Source organism: Paenibacillus sp. FSL W8-0187, from assembly GCF_037969755.1.
GTDB lineage: Bacteria > Bacillota > Bacilli > Paenibacillales > Paenibacillaceae > Paenibacillus_AQ.
Genome location: NZ_CP150206.1, coordinates 1036187 through 1052778 on the forward strand (window position 1 = coordinate 1036187; position 16592 = coordinate 1052778).

14 protein-coding genes are annotated in these 16592 nt (G+C 50.8%); 9 read left to right on the forward strand and 5 right to left on the reverse strand.

Annotated features, from left to right (window positions below):
* The first annotated feature begins 58 nt into the window (after positions 1–58).
* The 5 genes from MKY48_RS04585 to MKY48_RS04605 all read left to right on the forward strand — a co-directional run bounded on the left by MKY48_RS04585 (position 59) and on the right by MKY48_RS04605 (position 6692).
* Positions 59–1891: a sensor histidine kinase gene (locus MKY48_RS04585; protein ID WP_339292393.1), complete on the forward strand. Its 1833-nt coding sequence runs from the start codon at positions 59–61 to the stop codon at positions 1889–1891.
* Positions 1891–3210, forward strand: coding sequence for a response regulator (locus MKY48_RS04590; protein WP_339292394.1), 1320 nt, complete (start codon positions 1891–1893; stop codon positions 3208–3210). Before MKY48_RS04585 ends, MKY48_RS04590 begins: the two co-directional genes overlap by 1 nt.
* 96 nt (positions 3211–3306) lie before the next feature.
* The gene (locus MKY48_RS04595) at positions 3307–4242 is read left to right on the forward strand and encodes a sugar ABC transporter permease (RefSeq protein ID WP_339292395.1); all 936 of its coding nucleotides are present in this window, start codon (positions 3307–3309) and stop codon (positions 4240–4242) included.
* A gap of 1 nt (position 4243) precedes the next feature.
* On the forward strand, positions 4244–5110 hold the full coding sequence (locus MKY48_RS04600) for a carbohydrate ABC transporter permease (RefSeq protein WP_076325885.1): 867 nt from the start codon (positions 4244–4246) through the stop codon (positions 5108–5110).
* Positions 5111–5243: 133 nt separating this feature from the next.
* Positions 5244–6692 carry an extracellular solute-binding protein gene (locus MKY48_RS04605; protein WP_339292396.1) on the forward strand — a complete coding sequence of 483 codons (1449 nt, stop codon included), beginning with the start codon at positions 5244–5246 and terminating at the stop codon, positions 6690–6692.
* A 294-nt stretch (positions 6693–6986) separates the two neighbouring features.
* On the opposite strand, the gene MKY48_RS04610 is transcribed toward MKY48_RS04605, so the two are convergent.
* The 5 genes from MKY48_RS04610 to MKY48_RS04630 form a co-directional block, all read right to left on the reverse strand.
* Positions 6987–7964, reverse strand: a complete 978-nt coding sequence (locus MKY48_RS04610; RefSeq protein WP_339292397.1) for a DUF4367 domain-containing protein — start codon at positions 7962–7964, stop codon at positions 6987–6989.
* Entirely contained in the window at positions 7915–8514 is a 600-nt protein-coding gene (locus tag MKY48_RS04615) for an RNA polymerase sigma factor (protein WP_339292398.1), read from the reverse strand. The genes MKY48_RS04610 and MKY48_RS04615 overlap by 50 nt, the downstream gene beginning before the upstream one ends.
* A 301-nt stretch (positions 8515–8815) precedes the next feature.
* Positions 8816–9688: an aminoglycoside 6-adenylyltransferase gene (locus MKY48_RS04620; protein WP_339292399.1), complete on the reverse strand. Its 873-nt coding sequence runs from the start codon at positions 9686–9688 to the stop codon at positions 8816–8818.
* 171 nt (positions 9689–9859) lie between these two features.
* Positions 9860–11176: a glutamate-1-semialdehyde 2,1-aminomutase gene (locus MKY48_RS04625; RefSeq protein WP_339292400.1), complete on the reverse strand. Its 1317-nt coding sequence runs from the start codon at positions 11174–11176 to the stop codon at positions 9860–9862.
* Between the two features lie 81 nt (positions 11177–11257).
* A complete protein-coding gene (locus MKY48_RS04630; RefSeq protein WP_339292401.1) occupies positions 11258–12346 on the reverse strand; it encodes an LCP family protein in 1089 nt (362 codons plus the stop codon).
* A gap of 129 nt (positions 12347–12475) precedes the next feature.
* Here MKY48_RS04630 and bcp point away from each other — a divergent pair, with 129 nt between their 5' ends.
* The 4 genes from bcp to MKY48_RS04650 all read left to right on the forward strand — a co-directional run bounded on the left by bcp (position 12476) and on the right by MKY48_RS04650 (position 16395).
* Complete coding sequence (bcp, locus tag MKY48_RS04635) at positions 12476–12958, forward strand: thioredoxin-dependent thiol peroxidase (protein WP_076325878.1); 483 nt, start codon at positions 12476–12478, stop codon at positions 12956–12958.
* 180 nt (positions 12959–13138) lie between these two features.
* Positions 13139–14446: a polysaccharide deacetylase gene (locus tag MKY48_RS04640; protein WP_339292402.1), complete on the forward strand. Its 1308-nt coding sequence runs from the start codon at positions 13139–13141 to the stop codon at positions 14444–14446.
* 270 nt (positions 14447–14716) lie between these two features.
* A complete protein-coding gene (locus MKY48_RS04645; protein WP_076325876.1) occupies positions 14717–15187 on the forward strand; it encodes a DUF1641 domain-containing protein in 471 nt (156 codons plus the stop codon).
* Positions 15188–15219: 32 nt separating this feature from the next.
* Entirely contained in the window at positions 15220–16395 is a 1176-nt protein-coding gene (locus MKY48_RS04650) for an NAD(P)/FAD-dependent oxidoreductase (protein ID WP_076325875.1), read from the forward strand.
* Positions 16396–16592: the final 197 nt, after the last annotated feature.

A 16592-nucleotide genomic window follows, 5' to 3' on the forward strand; every position in this document is an offset into this window, starting at 1 on the left:
CTACGCTGGTGCTGCTGGATTGTTGCTATGCTTGAGAAAGCCGGAGGTGCAAGTACCGATGAAGAACCGCTTCAAAAATCCGCTGGGCCGCATGAATATCAAACAGCAGATGATTCTGCTGTTTCTGGTGCTGGTCATCCCGTTGTTTGCGCTCAATGCCTACGGGAATTCCATGGCCGGTCAAATCCTGAAGCGTCATGTGACTAATGCTTATATCGAACTGAACAAGCAGAACTTCAAGCTGATTAACCGTGATATTGAAACCGTTAACAAAGTGACCTCTACGGTCATCCAAAACTCCCAGATCCAGCAGCTGGATCCCTTTGCGGAGGGCACTGTTTTTGCGCGCGTCAAAAACTACGAGCAGCTGGAAAAAATGCTGTTGTCGTTCTCTCAAGAGACGGATGAACGCGAACCAGTCTATTACTCGCTCTATGTGTATGACCCGGACAATAGCTACTTCTTTGCTCCCTATTACCCTGACCGCAGAAAAGCGGGGGTGTATTTTTTCTCCGATGAGAAGGAGAAGCCGGCATGGTTCGATGAGGCCGTGGCGATGAAAGGGAACGGATATCTCAAGCGGATAGCGAATCTGTCCCCGCCGGTACAAGGGCGGCAGGATCAAGAGACCTTAAGCTATGTGAGGGCCGTTAACAATATTTATAGGGGCGGGACCATCGGCGTTCTGGTGGTCACGAATTTGGACGCGCGGATCGGCGAGTCGTTATCGACGGTTTCGATACCGGACGGGGAGTTGTATTTTATGGATTGGAACGATAATATTCTGACCTCGTCGGTACAGGGCATGGCGGGCAAACTGGAATTGCCCCCTGAAGCGGATCCGGGCCATTCCACGATCGGCGTCATGGACGTGATCACGTCTGATTTTATCTATGTCATCGATTATAACTACGTGCTCCAGCAAAAGCTGGTCTACAAGGTGCCTGTCAAAACGCTGCTCGCCCAGCAAAGCGAAATGAAGCGCGTCATTCAGGTCATCTCCATCGCTTACTTTGCCGTGGGCCTCATTATCGTTTTCTACTTCTGGCAGTCACTGATGACGCCGCTTCAAAAGCTGGCGCATTTCGTGAGAAGGTACGAACCGGGGAACGTCGTGCCGGAAACCCCCTACCGACGCAGAAAAGATGAAGTCAGTGTCCTCATCTCCACGATTTATGATATGGCCCGCCGATTGAATGATCTGATCCACTACAAATACCGTATGGATCTGAAGCAGAAGGAAGCACAGCTGCAGCTGCTTTATCAGCAGATTAACCCCCATTTGCTGTACAACACCTTGGAAAGTATTTATTGGAAGAGCACAATGGAGGGCAATACCGAGTCCGCGGAGATGATCAAGGATTTGTCCAAATTAATGAAGATCAGTCTCAGCAGGGGGCGGGATCTCATTACGCTTGGGGAAGAGCTCGAGCATGCGGGGGCTTATATTAATCTCCAGCTGAACCGTTACGACTATCAGTTTACCGTCCGCTGGGAAGTTCCCGAGTCCTTGCTGGTGAACCATGTGCCGAAGATTACGCTGCAGCCGCTGCTGGAAAACGCGATTATTCATGGCATTAAAAATATGGGCGAGGACGGAATCATTCGGATTTCAGGACATCTGGAGGATAAATGCTTCCGGATCGTCATCGAAGATAACGGCTTCCGTCCCGTAAACTACGAGTCTATTCATAGACTGCTCCATAATGAAGTGCAGGACCCTTCATCGGGCTACGGCATTCGCAATATCCAGGAGCGGATCCGGCTGCATTTTGGAAACTGCTATGGGCTGGAATATGAACCAAGAGAAGAAGGGGGAACCCGTGTAACGATTACGATTCCCCGAACAGAAGTTGCAACCATTACCACAACCGGACAGGAGGTCTCCTGATGTATAACATTTTGGTGGTAGATGACGAACCTTTGATCTGCAAGGGCTTAGCCGGGCTGTTAACGTCCTCGGGCCTTGCCATCGATGGGATTACCACGGCTTACAGCGGGCAAGAAGCGCTGGATTACATACGGATGGGGGATATCGATCTGTTGGTCACCGATATCCAGATGGGCGAGATGAACGGCATCGAGCTGATGCAGCAGGCGAAGATCGTGAAGCCGTGGGTTCAGACAATCATTATTTCAGCCCATGAAACATTTCAATATGCGCAGCAGGCGCTTCAGCTCGGAGCCAAGGATTATTTGATCAAACCACTGAACAGTGAGCAGTTTCTGGATTCGGTCCGCAGCGTGCTGCTCAAGATGGACCGACCGGCGCCTCAGGTGGAGTCGTTTCTCATGGTCGATAACGAGCATTTTCGGATGGAGGAGCCTCCGTCCGAACGAATAGAGCGGCTGAACCAGCGGCTCTCCACAGAGTCGGATCAGCTGCAACTGGCCGGTCTAGACGAATCGGAACTGGGCTTGATTGGTCCTTATTTTGCGGTCATCAAGATGAAGCTGGGCCTAATGGAAGACAGCAGCGCTTCTTTTTCCAGGCAAGATATAAATCTGATTCAATATGCTGCGCTGAATATCGCCAAGGAGCTGCTGGAGCAGGAGCCGCACACCTTCGTGTTCTACTCGCCGGAGCGAGACATCAACATCATCCTTCAATGGAGCGAGCAGGAGATGGAGGAAAATGCGAGCAGCAAGATCCACCATCTGGAGATGATTGGCCGGAGCCTGCACCACCATGTGGAGCTGTACCTGAAACGTAGCTGTACCGTGGGGATCAGTCAAATACTGAGAGGGCCTGAATTTTTGAGTGTGCTCAGCCGTCAGGCGGACAAAGCGATGCTGTGGAGCGAGCAGCTGCATGATTTCCACGTGTTTTATTACGGGGATTTCAATTGGCACAACTATGCCCAGGAGACGTCGCAAGAGGTGCTCTCGAGCCAGAGCAACCGGATCGTCGAGAATACGAGGCAGTATATCGAGGAGCATTATCGACAAAAGGGATTGACGATTCATGAGGTAGCCAAGAACAATCATGTGAGTCCGAACTATTTAAGTTATCTGTTCAAAAAATATACCGGCAGCAGCCTGTGGGAGTATGTCGTGAAGCTGCGGATGGAGGAGAGCAGGTCTCTGATCCTGAGCACGGATCTTCGCCGTTACGAAATCGCCGAGCGGGTCGGCTATGAATCCCCGGAGCATTTTAGCAAAATCTTCAAAAAATATTATGGTGTCAGCCCCAGCGAGTTAAAGAAGTAAGAACGGTTATACTTCACATAGTTTTAGACATGTTGTAAGACTCCCTTCCTTTTTACAATTAAAGCTGGACATTTAATAAAGGAATGAGGGAGTCAGATGGAAGAAACGGCCATGCCGCAAGACCGGGCTCGGATAGAGCCCGGTCATCGCACCCGACAGGAGCACAAGCGCAAGCCGCTGTGGAAGAAGTACATATGGGGGTATTTGTTCCTCGTTCCGGCGATTGCGATCTTTATCGTCTTTTTGTGGGTGCCAATCTTTAAAGGGATTTTTTACAGCTTTTTTCATATCGATTTCGTAAAAGGAAACACCTTCGTCGGGTTCGATAACTATGCCAAGGTGCTGAGCAATCCGGATCTGCTGCTATCCGTTCGAAATACTTTATATTTCATGCTGTTAACGCTGGTCATCGGCTTCTGGGTACCCATCGCGGCCTCCATTGCCATCTCGGAGCTGAAGCTGTTCCAGGGCTTCGCCCGGATTGCAGCGTATCTCCCGTTTGTCGTACCTGGCGTCGTGCTCTACGGCATGTGGAGGTGGATGTATGATCCGGTAGGCCCGATTAACGCCCTGTTCGGCTTCTTCGGGGCAGAACCGGTATCGTTTATATCGGATAGCCGGTTCTCCATGGTGTCGCTTGTCGTTATGGAGACGTGGCAGCAATTCGGCTCGGCGATGCTGATCTATCTGGCCGGCGTGCTCAGCATACCGAAGGATTGGTATGAAGCTGCCGAAATCGACGGTGCGGGCGTATGGGCCCGGATTAAATACATTACGCTCCCCTCGATGCGCAATTTGATTATGCTCATGCTGATTCTGCAGCTGATCGGCACTTCGCAGGCATATCAGTCGCAGCTTGCGATGCTGGATGGCGGACCGAACAAGGCCACGCTCACCTATGCGCTTCTAACCGTAAAGTACGCGTTTAACCAGCTGGATTACGGGGCAGGAACCGCCATGGGCATTTTGATGTTCCTGGTGCTGAGTTTGCTGGGCATCCTGCAATTCAAGATGAACAGGGAGGAGTACTAGGATGAAAGAGAGAGGCATACTGTCCGCATCGGATTTGAGAAAACCGTGGAACAAGGCGGTATACGGGTTTATGGTGCTGTGTATCGCGGTGATGGTCTTTACGATGCTGTACCCAATCGGCATGACGATGTTCAACGGGCTGAAGAGCAATCAGGAGATCAACACGTTTCCGCCACGCTTTTTCCCTTCGGAATGGCATTGGGATAACGTCCCAAAGGGGTGGGAATACATCGATCTGCCGATGTTTCTGAAGAATACGCTGCTTATTTTTGGCGGTAATCTGCTGGTGACGATTCTGGTACTGGGCCTCGCGGCCTTCAGCATTTCCCGGATCCGAGTTCCCTATCACCGCGTCATCTATTTCTTCATTCTCATGACCTTGTTTATTCCGGCGTCGAGTTACATGATTCCGAACTTCGTTAATTTGAAGGAGCTTGGGCTGTTGAATTCCTACTGGGCCTTCTGGCTGCCGGCCGGAGCCAATGCTTACTTCTTCCTGCTGATCAAAAACTTCTTCGATGGCATACATCCGGAGATCTTCGAGGCGGCGCGCATCGACGGCGCTTCGGAATTGAGCAGCTTTCTGCGGATTGCCGTTCCGCTGTCCGTCCCGATCTTCGCAACGCTGGCGATCTTTATCTTCTCCACGGCATGGAATGACTGGTTCTGGCCGTCGCTTGTCATGCAGACGCAGGACAAGTACACGCTGGCTACGGCCATCTACAAGTATGTCATTAACGCTAGAAGCCTGGACAGCAGCATAAAATTCGCGATTCTGTTCATGGTCATGGTGCCGCCGATCTTTGTATTTCTGGTGTTCCAGAAATTCATTATGCGCAGCGTCAGTCTCTCGGCCGTTAAAGGGTAGGGCAGCATATACCACACCATCGTAGCCCTGCACATGATCGTCATATGAATGCACATCGTCCTTTCCAGGTTTCGATTCTATGATGGAGATAGGAAAGGACATCATCATCTCAATAAGGAAAAGGGGAGTATCCATGCGCAAGTTCTCAGCACTACTGATCTGCCTTATGCTGTTCAGCTCCTTGCTCGCAGCATGCGGCGGCGGCAAAGCAGCGCCGGAGGCCGGCAATAAAGACGGAGGGACCGCCAATTCGGGCGGAACGACTACAACGCAGACAGAGGAACCGAAAGAGGATATCGCGGATCAAAAGATAACGATCAAGATCCACTATCCGCTGCCGGATGACACAACGCTGCGTCAGCAGGAGGATGATAAAATCGCCCGTTTCCAGGCGAAATATCCGAACGTGACCATCGTGAAGGACGACTGGCAGTACAGCGTCAACGAAATTGGGGTCAAGATGGCTTCGAACGAAGCACCGACGTTTTATAACACTTGGGCTACGGAAGCACAGCTGCTCGTGGAGCGGGGCTGGGTGGCCGACATTACGGAGTTTTGGAACGACTGGGAGTACAAGGATGACATGAATCCCGTGCTGCAGGATCAATTCATCGTGGACGGCAAGGTGTACGGCGTTACGCAGAACGGTTATATCACGTCAACGATCGTGAACAAGAAGCTGCTGGACGCGAAGGGCGTGCCCGTCCCGCCGATGGATTGGACATGGGACGATATGTACAACACGGCTAAAGGCGCTGCGGACCCGAAGGCCGGTATATCCGGAATCGCGCCGATGGGTAAAGGCAATGAAGCGGGCTGGAACTGGACCAACTTCCTGTTTGAAGCCGGCGGGGATATCGAAGTGAACGAGGACGGCAAAGTGAAAGCGGTGTTTAACTCGGAAGCCGGCGTGAAGGCACTGGACTTCTATAAGAAGCTGAGATGGGAAGCGAATGCTATTCCGCAGGATTGGGCCCTCGGTTGGGGCGATGCCGTCAGCTCGTTCCAGCAGGGACGTACGGCAATGGTTATTGCTGGCGCATATGACGTGATCCAGCCGGCATTGAACGAGGGCGGCATGAAGCCTGAGGATGTGCTTGCATATCCGATGCCTGCGATGGAGAAAGGCGGAGCGCATCATGGCATTTTGGGCGGAAATTATTTGGTCATCAACCCGAATGCCACGAAGGAAGAACAGGAAATGGCATTCCGCTATATCACGTTTGATTATTTTACGGATGATGCGCTGAAATCGGTGGAAGATACGATTAATGCCCGCAAAGCCGAAGGCAAATACTTTGTACCGACGCCGCTTGAATATTTCAGCGATGATTCCGAGTATGCCGCGAAGGTGAAGGCCATCTACGATAAGTACGACAATGTCTACAAATATGATCCGCAGCTCTTCAGCCTGTTGGAAGGCAAACCGGAAGCGCAATTCGGAACGCAGGATTATTATGCGGCGATGTCCAATGTCGTGCAGGAATCGTTCTCGAAGGAAGGCACGGATTCCAAGAAACAGCTGGACGAAACAGCCAAGTTGGTTCAGGAGAATTTTTTCGATAAGATCGAACAGAAGTAAGGGTGCGGCTGTCCCGGATGGGATTGGGGAGAACTCTGCAGCACAAAAAAGAGAGACGCCGGAAACAGCGTCTCTCTTTGCTTTTCATATCCTTGGCAATAGCTGCTAAAAGCCGGGCGAAAGGTCAGCCCTTCCCAAGCATGGCCGCCAGATTTGTGTCCGGGTCCCGAGACCGCCACAGGCGACTTTTTCTGTATTATCTATCATTTTTACTGCGTTTCTACGAGAAAAGAGCCATAATTGGTATAATGATTGGCGATTATGATGTTTTTAAGCCAAGAGATATAACGCTGCTTACTTGGAATCAGGCTTCGGAATAATCGTATTGGCGATGCGGATCAGCTCTTCGGCAGTGATCTCTCCCTGGGCAGAGCTAAGCCTAAGCATGTAGCGGTGCCCGGTCGTTGGTTCTTCATAGGCCCAGTCCAACTGCGCCGAGCTTCCGCCGTTCCACGTTTTTTGCAGAACGTCCTGCCCATTGATCTTGATCTTCCGGTTGATCATGTCACTATTGTCGTCCCAGTAGGAGGTCACGCTTCCGTGGTCCCCGTTATTCAGGATGGTAAGGGAGACTTCCTTTTTGTCGCTGGTATAATATACAGTTGAAATCCAGAAATTATCGGTGAACTTCACCGGCATCAGGGCGTAGTCCTTCCCGGAAGCTTTGGCTTTCTCAAGCAGCTTTTTGGCGATGTTGGCTTTTTCCTGCTCGGTCAGCGGGTTCACGTCAGTCTCGCGCTCCATGTGCACGCTGGCGTTATTGAACGTGTATGTGCCCGAACCGGACAGCTCCTTGGTCAGCGGCAAACCGGGCACGTTCACCATGCTTTGCAGCTTGGCGAAATCCTTGACGGCATGTGGAGTGGATTTGATGTCGATGGCATGCTTCGGATTATCCGGCACGACATAAATGATGGCGGCTTCGCCCGGCTTGATCTGTTCGTCCCAGATGGTGTTCATCAGATGTATGCGGTTCAGTTCCTCTTTTGAATAGTCTTTAGGCGAAGGCGACTCAGCCTTCGATTTCTCCTCATAGACAACCTCTCCCTGGCCGTTGGTTAAAGAGTGGTACTTTACTGCTGCGAAACCGGTCGATGCGGTAAGCAGCATGCCGGCAATTAAGAGAATGCTTACTTTGTTTTTCACGAAAAATCGCTCCCTTTTAAGATGCTTTTCCCGAATTTGGTTCATGACGCGTTCCGGGAGGGCCGTCCCGAGCGGCTCAACCCTTTGAAAGAGTGGTTTCAGGTCCTGGTCGTTGTCCATGCTCATTCGTTTCTTCCCCCTCGGCCATGGCATAATGTTTGCGGAACTTGGCTGCAGCCCGCTGAAATTTTTTCCTAAGATAGGTCGTGTTTTGTTGCAAAATAAGGCTGATCTCATGATAGCTCTTGTCCTCGACGCAGCGCAGGATGAGCAGGCTCCGTTCCTCAGCGGTTAGTCTGGCTAGCGCCCGGAGCACGGACGGATTGTAGTATTTGTGCTCGATGACCTGATCGACATGCCTGTTATCCTGATCCTTCTGATACAGAAAGGGGAAGTATCGGGATAGCTTTCGCTTGCGGAGGTAGTCGATGCACTGGTTGGAGGCGATGCGGTACAGCCAGGCTTCGAAGGGCTTGTCCAGTTCGAATTTAGATAGATTGCGATAAGCTTTCAAAAAAGCTTCCTGGGTGCAATCTTCGGCTTCGGCATAGTCGCCAAGCATGTGATAGCAATAGTTGAAGATGGCTTTGTGGCAACGGTTCATGATCAGCTCATATTTGTCGATCTCTCCCTTCAAAACATCAGCAACGATCTGATGGAATGCTGGTTCATCCAAGTGGTTTCACCCCTTTACAATTTGTATTACGCTTGGGCAGAGCACAAATGTGACAAATGGATTCAATTAATCTTGATTGCAGGAGAGCGCATTTCGAAAATCGGGTTGGAGTAAGGGAGCGCTCTCGGATGGGACTGGAGAAAATTCTGCATCGCAAAAAAGAGAGACGCCGGAGCGGCGTCTCTCTTTGCTGATTCATTTCCTTGCAATTAGGAGTTGATTTGGACCCGTGGTCAGTCCTCCTCGAGCACGGCTGCCTGATTCCATATTTGGAATCAAGGGAACTGCAGCTTCCGCAATCTTAATAAATCGCCTTCGCAACCGCTGGCAGCTGCCGGACATGCTGCAGGAAGCCCGTTACACGCCGATCCTGCCCCATATCGTATTCAAAGCCCAACTGCTCAGCGACATCCAGTGCGGTTCTGCGGAACAGCGCTCCCATCGTAAACAGCGCCTCCCACACCTCTTCGTAGGTTCCGCGAGGGTAGGTGGACATCAGCTCATTCCAGCTGTCCGCAGACAGGTAGTTTTTCAAGTACTTGCCGTTCTTGCCCACGCTGAGCGAGAAATCGGTCTGGGTGCCTACCTGCCACTCCAGCATTTTCATCAGCATCGGCCGCATGATGTTGTGGAAGTGGTCTTGGGCATACAGTATTTCTTCCCGCCACAAGCCCTTGGCTACATACGTGGATACCCACCAGAACTCATTGCAGCAATCCTCGAAGAAGGCTGCGGACGGACGCTGTACCCAGAAATCCTCGTCGGACGGAGCAGGAATCTTGGGAAAGGTCTGATCTTTATCCATTAAGATCTGGATCAGTTTGTCTCCCTTGCAGTATTTCTCCTTCTCCTCGATGGGAATCAGAGTCATGTCAATCCGGTTGCCGTCGGTAAATAACATCAGGTACGAGAACCAGCCTCCAAGATCCGGAGGGAACATGGCCATATCTTCCGGCGTCTGCAGAATCAACCGTTCCCCGAAGACATCAATCCAGTTCGGATCCTGAATAAAGCTGTCCATGTCCGTAACATGAAAGCTGATATCGTAATCCTGAAAAATATCCTTCGGCACGTTGGGATTCGTTCGCGAGCCCTCCAGGGTCACCGCCCGAACCCGTTCGTCGCGGGCTGCGTAGCCCAATACCAAATCCATCATTTCTTGTTCGCTTCTCATGTTATCCAGCCTCCGCATTCATATTTAGATGACTCATGATTCGAATCGGACAGGTCAGGAGGTCCACGAATCCGGACCGTAGAAGCATGGCATGGATATGGAGCATGTTATAACTTGTTCAAGCGCTTTTTCATAAGGAAATCTCCTTTTCCGATGTTGAATGTATTTAAATTAATTCTTCATGGCCTTAAAAGATTCCTCCGCAGCCTCAAGCGTAGCCTCGATGTCAGCATCCGTATGGGCGGTGGTCATGAACCAGGCCTCGTATTTGGAAGGAGCCAAGTTCACGCCGCGGTCCAGCATATGGCGGAAGAATGCAGCGAAGGCTTCACCGTCGGTGTCCTGCGCTTCGTCATAGTTCGTGACCGGATGATCGCAGAAATGAGTGGAGAAGGAGCCACGGATGCGGTTGATTGTGAGCGGAATGCCGTGGCGGTCGGCGGACGCCTGCAAGCCTTCCGTCAGCTTGATGGTCAAGCGCTCCATTTCTTCATATACGCCTTCGCCCTGCAGAACCTCCAAGCAAGCGATTCCGGCTGCGATGGAGGCGGGATTACCCGCCATAGTTCCGGCCTGATAAGCAGGGCCGAGCGGTGCGACCTGTTCCATCACGTGTTTACGGCCGCCATAGGCGCCGATAGGCAGGCCGCCGCCGATGATTTTGCCAAGAGCCGTAAGATCCGGCTGAATCGCCTCGTGATTGGCCAGACCCGCATAGGTTTGGGTAGATCCGTAGTGGAAGCGGAAAGCGCTGATAACTTCGTCATAGATGACCAGTGAGCCGTTGTCGTGCGTCATCTGACATAGGCCTTCGAGGAAACCCGGCTTCGGCATCACCATCCCAAAGTTGCCGACGATCGGCTCTACCATAACGGCAGCCACATCATCGCCCCATGCGTCGAGGGCAGCGCGCAGGCCTTCCAGATCGTTGAACGGAACGGTAATGACTTCCGTCGCAATGCTGGCCGGGATCCCGGCACTGTCCGGAATACCAAGTGTGGAAGGGCCGGAGCCTGCTGCCACGAGGACAAGATCGGAATGGCCGTGGTAACAGCCGGCGAACTTGATGATCTTGTTGCGCTTGGTGTAGGCGCGGGCGACCCGGATCGTCGTCATGACCGCCTCGGTACCGGAATTGACGAAACGCACCTTATCCATGGACGGAATGGCGGCCTTCAGCATTTTGGCTAAGGTGATCTCAAGCTCTGTTGGCGTCCCGTAAAGAGTACCGTTTTGAGCTGATGTTGTGATTGCAGCCGTAATATGCGGATGGGCATGTCCGGTTATGATCGGACCATAAGCCGCCAAGTAATCGATATAACGGTTGCCATCCTCGTCCCAGAAGTGGGCTCCGCTTGCGCGTTTCATAAAGACGGGGGCACCACCGCCTACGGCTTTAAAGGAACGGGAGGGACTGTTTACGCCGCCTACGATATGCTGCAGCGCTTCTTGATACAGAGTTTCGGAACGGTTTCTTGATGTTGCCATGATAGTAAAACTTCCTTTCTTCATGAAGCAGGACAGGAAGCTAAAATGACGTAGCGTCCTGTCCTGCTTGCTGTAAGTGTATTAGTTACGATCCGTTGTTGCAGATGGGGCAGTGTAGCTTTCGGAATTACCATTCTCAGAATCGTTGTTCTCAGAACCACGGGTCTCAGAATTGTTTTCCGTACCTTCGCTGCCTCCGGTTTCAGGGTCAGGCGTTGGCGGATTTAAGATGTCCTGGATATACTGTTTCAGCGTATCCGGATTGCCTACCGTTAGAACGGCAGCACCGCCGATATGTTCTTCCTTCAGGAGTTTCATCGGAGGAACCTGTTCGCTGCCACTCATTTTACTCTTATAGGCAACGTTCGCAAGCTTCCACATATCCTCGACATCGAGATTGGTATCAATATATGGGCTGACGGACTTCAGAATGTCCGGAAGCTTCATGATGGACGTGGTGGTCTGCATTTTCTTGGCTACGGCCTTCAAAAGCTCGCGCTGCCGCTCGGTGCGGGTAAAGTCGCCCATCGCATCATAGCGGAACCGGACATATTGCAGCGCCGTGTTGCCATCTAGATGCTGCATGCCTTGCTTCAATTCAATGTCGTATTCGTTTTTGTCTGCTTTACTGGAATAATTCATGTCTTTCTCAACATAGAAATCAACCCCGCCGACGGAATCAACCAGCTTCATGAAACCCTGGAAATCCGTATAGACGTAGTATTGAACCGGAATGCCCAGCAGATCGCCTACAGCCTTCATGGCCGTATTCGGGCCGTGCGTGATGGCCGTATTGATTCGGTTTCGGTCATATCCGGGTATTTCTACGTAAGTATCGCGCAAAATAGAGAATAAGTGCATTTTTTTCTTCACCGGATCAATCGAGGCAACAAGCATACTGTCGGAACGAGGAATTTCGCCTTCCTCAAAACCGCGTGCATCAACGCCCATCAGCAGAATGTTAACCGTCTCCGTTCCTTCCCACTCGGGTGGCGCAGGAACCTTGGCATCTACCTTTTCAATTTCGCGAAAAGGGGAGGAATCACCTGATTTCTGAAGACTTTGCAAGCCGTCGTAGAACGACGCCGCATAATAAATGCCGTAACCAATAACAGCGGCGAGGATGAGGCTGACACTCCATATAATCGTCTTCTTTGTTTTTTTGGTCATTGTGTTCTTCCTTTCGGATTACGCTGATGAATAAATTCGATAGAACATTTGAACATTCGACATTCATTCTATTATAATTTTTTTCGAAAAGACAATCAATTTTCGGGACTAAAGTCCGTATAGTAGGAGTTGAGCCTTATCGTAGATCAAACGCAGTTGACAGTCGGAAGCCAGGTGCCGGATTTTTCACTTCCGGCTTCGAACGGGGAGAAGGTAGCATTAAGCGATTTTCGCGGACGTAAAGTCGTGCTGTTCTTCTATCCGAAAAATATGACCCCAACCTGTACCGAGGAGGCTTGCAGCTTCCGGGACAACTATGGTGCGTTGGAGCAAGCTGGCGCAGTGGTGATCGGGATTAGCCCGGATCCACTGAAATCCCATGCCAAATTCATTGATAAGCATAGCCTTCCCTATTTGCTCATGTCTGATGAAGAGCACAAGGTAAGCGAAATATTTGGCGTATGGCAGATGAAGAAGATGTTCGGCCGCGAGTATATGGGTATTGTACGCTCTACCTTCTTGATTGATGAGCAGGGAAAGCTTGCAGGCCAGTGGCGGAAAGTAAAAGTGAAAGGTCATGTCGAAGCGGTTCTCACAGCCGTGCTGTCATAGCTATATGAAGAACGGTCCCTCAGCATGCCTGGACAGGTATGATAAGGGACCTTTTTTTAACAAATAAGACCAGAGGAATAATGAATTCAGTTTACTCAAATTCTAGTCTTTTTTTGAAACACCCTCCATATAATCTATCAGGAAGCCGAACTCATAGAAACGATGGAGGTAGAGTAGATAATGAAAAATATGGTGCGGGTAACATCAATTGCGGTATTTTTCGGCGTATTGGCAGTGCTCATCATGATCGGTATGGGGCTTGAGGTCCAGCAGCCGACTGACATATATATGGAACACGCTCCTCTGGCAGCAGCGCCAATGACAGTGACTGGGCAGGATATACAGGTGAAGCCGGAAGCGTCAAGCAAGCCTATCGTTACGACTGCATACAAGAATACATCGGCTGTGAACACCGCACCTGTTCAATATAAGAAACAAAGTGACAAAACGGTATACCTGACATTTGATGACGGGCCATCGGATTTGACGCTTGATGTGCTGAATATTTTGAAGCGAGAAGGAATTAAAGGCACGTTTTTTGTACTGGGTAAGGAAGCGGAGACCCGTCCCGAGATTATTAACCGCATCTATGAGGAGGGCCATGTGATCGGGAATCATACATATGATCATCGTTATGACAAGCTCTACGGGCATTTTCAGGATTTCTGGGGACAGATTAAGAAAACGGAGGAAATCATTCGTTTAATTACGGGGGAACGGCCGCAGCTGGTCAGAGCTCCCGGGGGAACGGCCGGCCATTTTGACGAAGCCTATTTTCAATTCATGAAGCAGGGGGGCTATCATGTATTCGATTGGAACGTCGACAGCGGCGACTCCAGGTATCGAGGCGTCCCGGTTAAAGACATCGTAAAAGGGGCAACCACGAAAGTGAACGGCAATGAGGCAATTGTGCTTCTTCATGACGGTAGAGGGCATGCCGAAAGTGTAAAGGCTCTGCCGGACATCATTTCTTATTATAAAAAGCAAGGCTATGCCTTTGATGTACTATCTCCGGAAATCCAGCCCGTTCAATTTCGTGCCCAGCAGAGTGCACGTAAGGTTTCGCAGCCTTCAAAGCAATGGATCGAGGAGCATGTCGCAGCCAATGCCGCGCTGTTTGAGACTGGGCGAACGCTGGCCGTGGAATTCGGAGGAATGGAGACTGCGTTCGCGGCAGGGGAATACAAAATGGTGGACGGCCGGTTGATGGTACCGCTGCGCGCCCTGGTGGAGCGGCTCGGCGGAAGCGTGTCCTGGAAGTCTCACAACAAGACCGTGCAGGTGACGCTGGCAGGGAATCGCTGGGAAGCAGACCCGGTTGGCGGCTTGCTATTCCCCATGCAAACAGGGGGCAAACCGGTGTCTTCGGATGTTCATTTAATCGGCGGTACTGCTTGGATTCCGCTTCGGGAAGCGCTTGACTTTTCCGGCCGCCCTGTTACAAGAGTGACATATGAAGAAAGCGAGTATCGCGTTCTAACTTTGTAGTCGAAAATTGCATTTTATGTTTGTAATTATGCTTCACAAGTTATAGACTAGTACTTAGAGATATTTATCACAATCCCTAAGATTGTTTCAGAATAAAGGAGGGGGAAGTTTCCCCCTGCTTTATTTTTGGCGATAGTGAGTCACCCTTAAGTTCGCACTTTTGTAAGTGATGCATAATAGATACCGGTTATCCCAAAATTAAAGCTAACCGGTTCGATCGTCGCCAAGTCCATCTTGGGAATTCACTTAAAGAAAAGGAGGCAATTCTTTATGACAGAAACATCTTCTCCACAGCCGTCCGAAACTCCGGAAAATGTTGTAGGAAACCAAGAAGCTGCGGCGTCCAGCCGTCCTGATGTGCTGCTCGAACAACTGCTCAAGCCCGAGGTTCAGGAATCCCTCACAACTCTCGTGGACAATCTTCCAAAACTTGCAGAAATGCTGACCGTCATGACTAAAGCTTATGACTTCGGTAAATCCGTAGCTACGGATCCCGTGCTTGCGGAAGACACTATGGCTTCCCTTAGCGGATTCGCGAAGCCGGTCACGACAGCAGCGAAAAGCGTTGCATCTGCAGCTATCGAAGCCGGAGACCGTGTACACGCTCAAGGCGACCAAGCTCAGATTGGCGTATTTGGTCTGATGAAAATGCTGAAAGATCCTCAGGTTCAAAAGGGTCTTCGCTATGCTCAGGCTTTTTTGGACGTTCTTAACGAGCGCGACCAACAAAACAAGCGTTAATCCATAAATCATACGAAGAACGGAGGATGGTCATGTCTAAACATATTTTAATTTTGGGCGGAGGCTATGGCGGCTTGCTTAGTGCGCTTTCTGCACGCGAGCATTTTGGTGCTGGTGCAAAAATCACGCTGATCAACCGTTTCCCAACCCATCAGATCATTACGGAATTGCACCGTCTGGCAGCAGGCAACATCGCAGAGAAAGCAGTAGCTTTGCCGCTCGATAAGCTTCTGCGCGGCGCGAACGTTGACCTGCGCATCGGCAACGTTAAAGAAATCAAGCCGGATGAGCGTTCGGTTTCCCTCGATGACGGCGGAAACTTCACATATGATGCCCTGGTTATCGCACTGGGCAGCGAAACGGCCTTCTTCGGCATTCCAGGACTGCAAGAGAACAGCTTTATCCTGAAGTCCGTGAACGATGCTAACCGTCTGCGTGCTCATGTGGAGTCCCGCATTGCGGAATATAGCAAAACGAAAAACAAAGCGGACGCTACCATCGTTGTTGGCGGCGGCGGCTTGACAGGCGTTGAGCTTGTTGGTGAATATGCCGATATGAAAAGCGAACTGGCTCGCAAATACGGTATCGATCCACAAGAAATCACGCTTTATTGTGTTGAAGCAGCTCCTTCCATTCTGCCAGGCTTCCCTGCAGAACTGGTTGACCGCGCAACAACAAGCCTGCAAAAACGCGGCGTGAACTTCCTGACCGGATTGCCGATTACCAAAATGGATGGCACTACCGTTGAACTGAAAGACGGCAGCACGATCGAAACCAGCACATTGATATGGACTGGCGGCGTACAGGGTAATTCCGTTGTGGCTAACTGCGGCATCGAAGTCAACCGTGGTCGTGCGGTTGTTAACGAATTCCTGCAATCCGCATCCCACCCTGACGTATACGTTGCTGGTGACAGCGCGGTTGTTATGGGACCGGAAGGTCGTCCATACCCGCCAACAGCACAGCTGGCATGGCAAATGGGCGAGCTGATCGGCTACAACATCTTCGCACAATTGAATGGCGGCGTACCAGCTTCGTTCACACCGGTATTCTCCGGTACGCTCGGCAGCTTGGGACGTAAAGATGCCATCGGTACCATTGGTGCTAACAAGACCCAATTGAAGGGTCTGCCTGCAACCTTGATGAAAGAAGCAAGTAACATGCGTTACCTATCCCACATCAACGGTTTGTTTACACTGGCTTACTAAGCCTAGAAGGCGGCATTATATTCACATATAAAGAGATGGACCCTGAGTTTTCGGGTCCATCTTTTTTTATTTCACAGCCCAAACATAAGCAGATGGACTTAGGGACATCGACATGAAAACATAATACGATGGTTACACCCGGGAGCGAGGAATACCAAGGGATTTCACACGCGTGCTCCAGAGCGGGATGTTAGAGA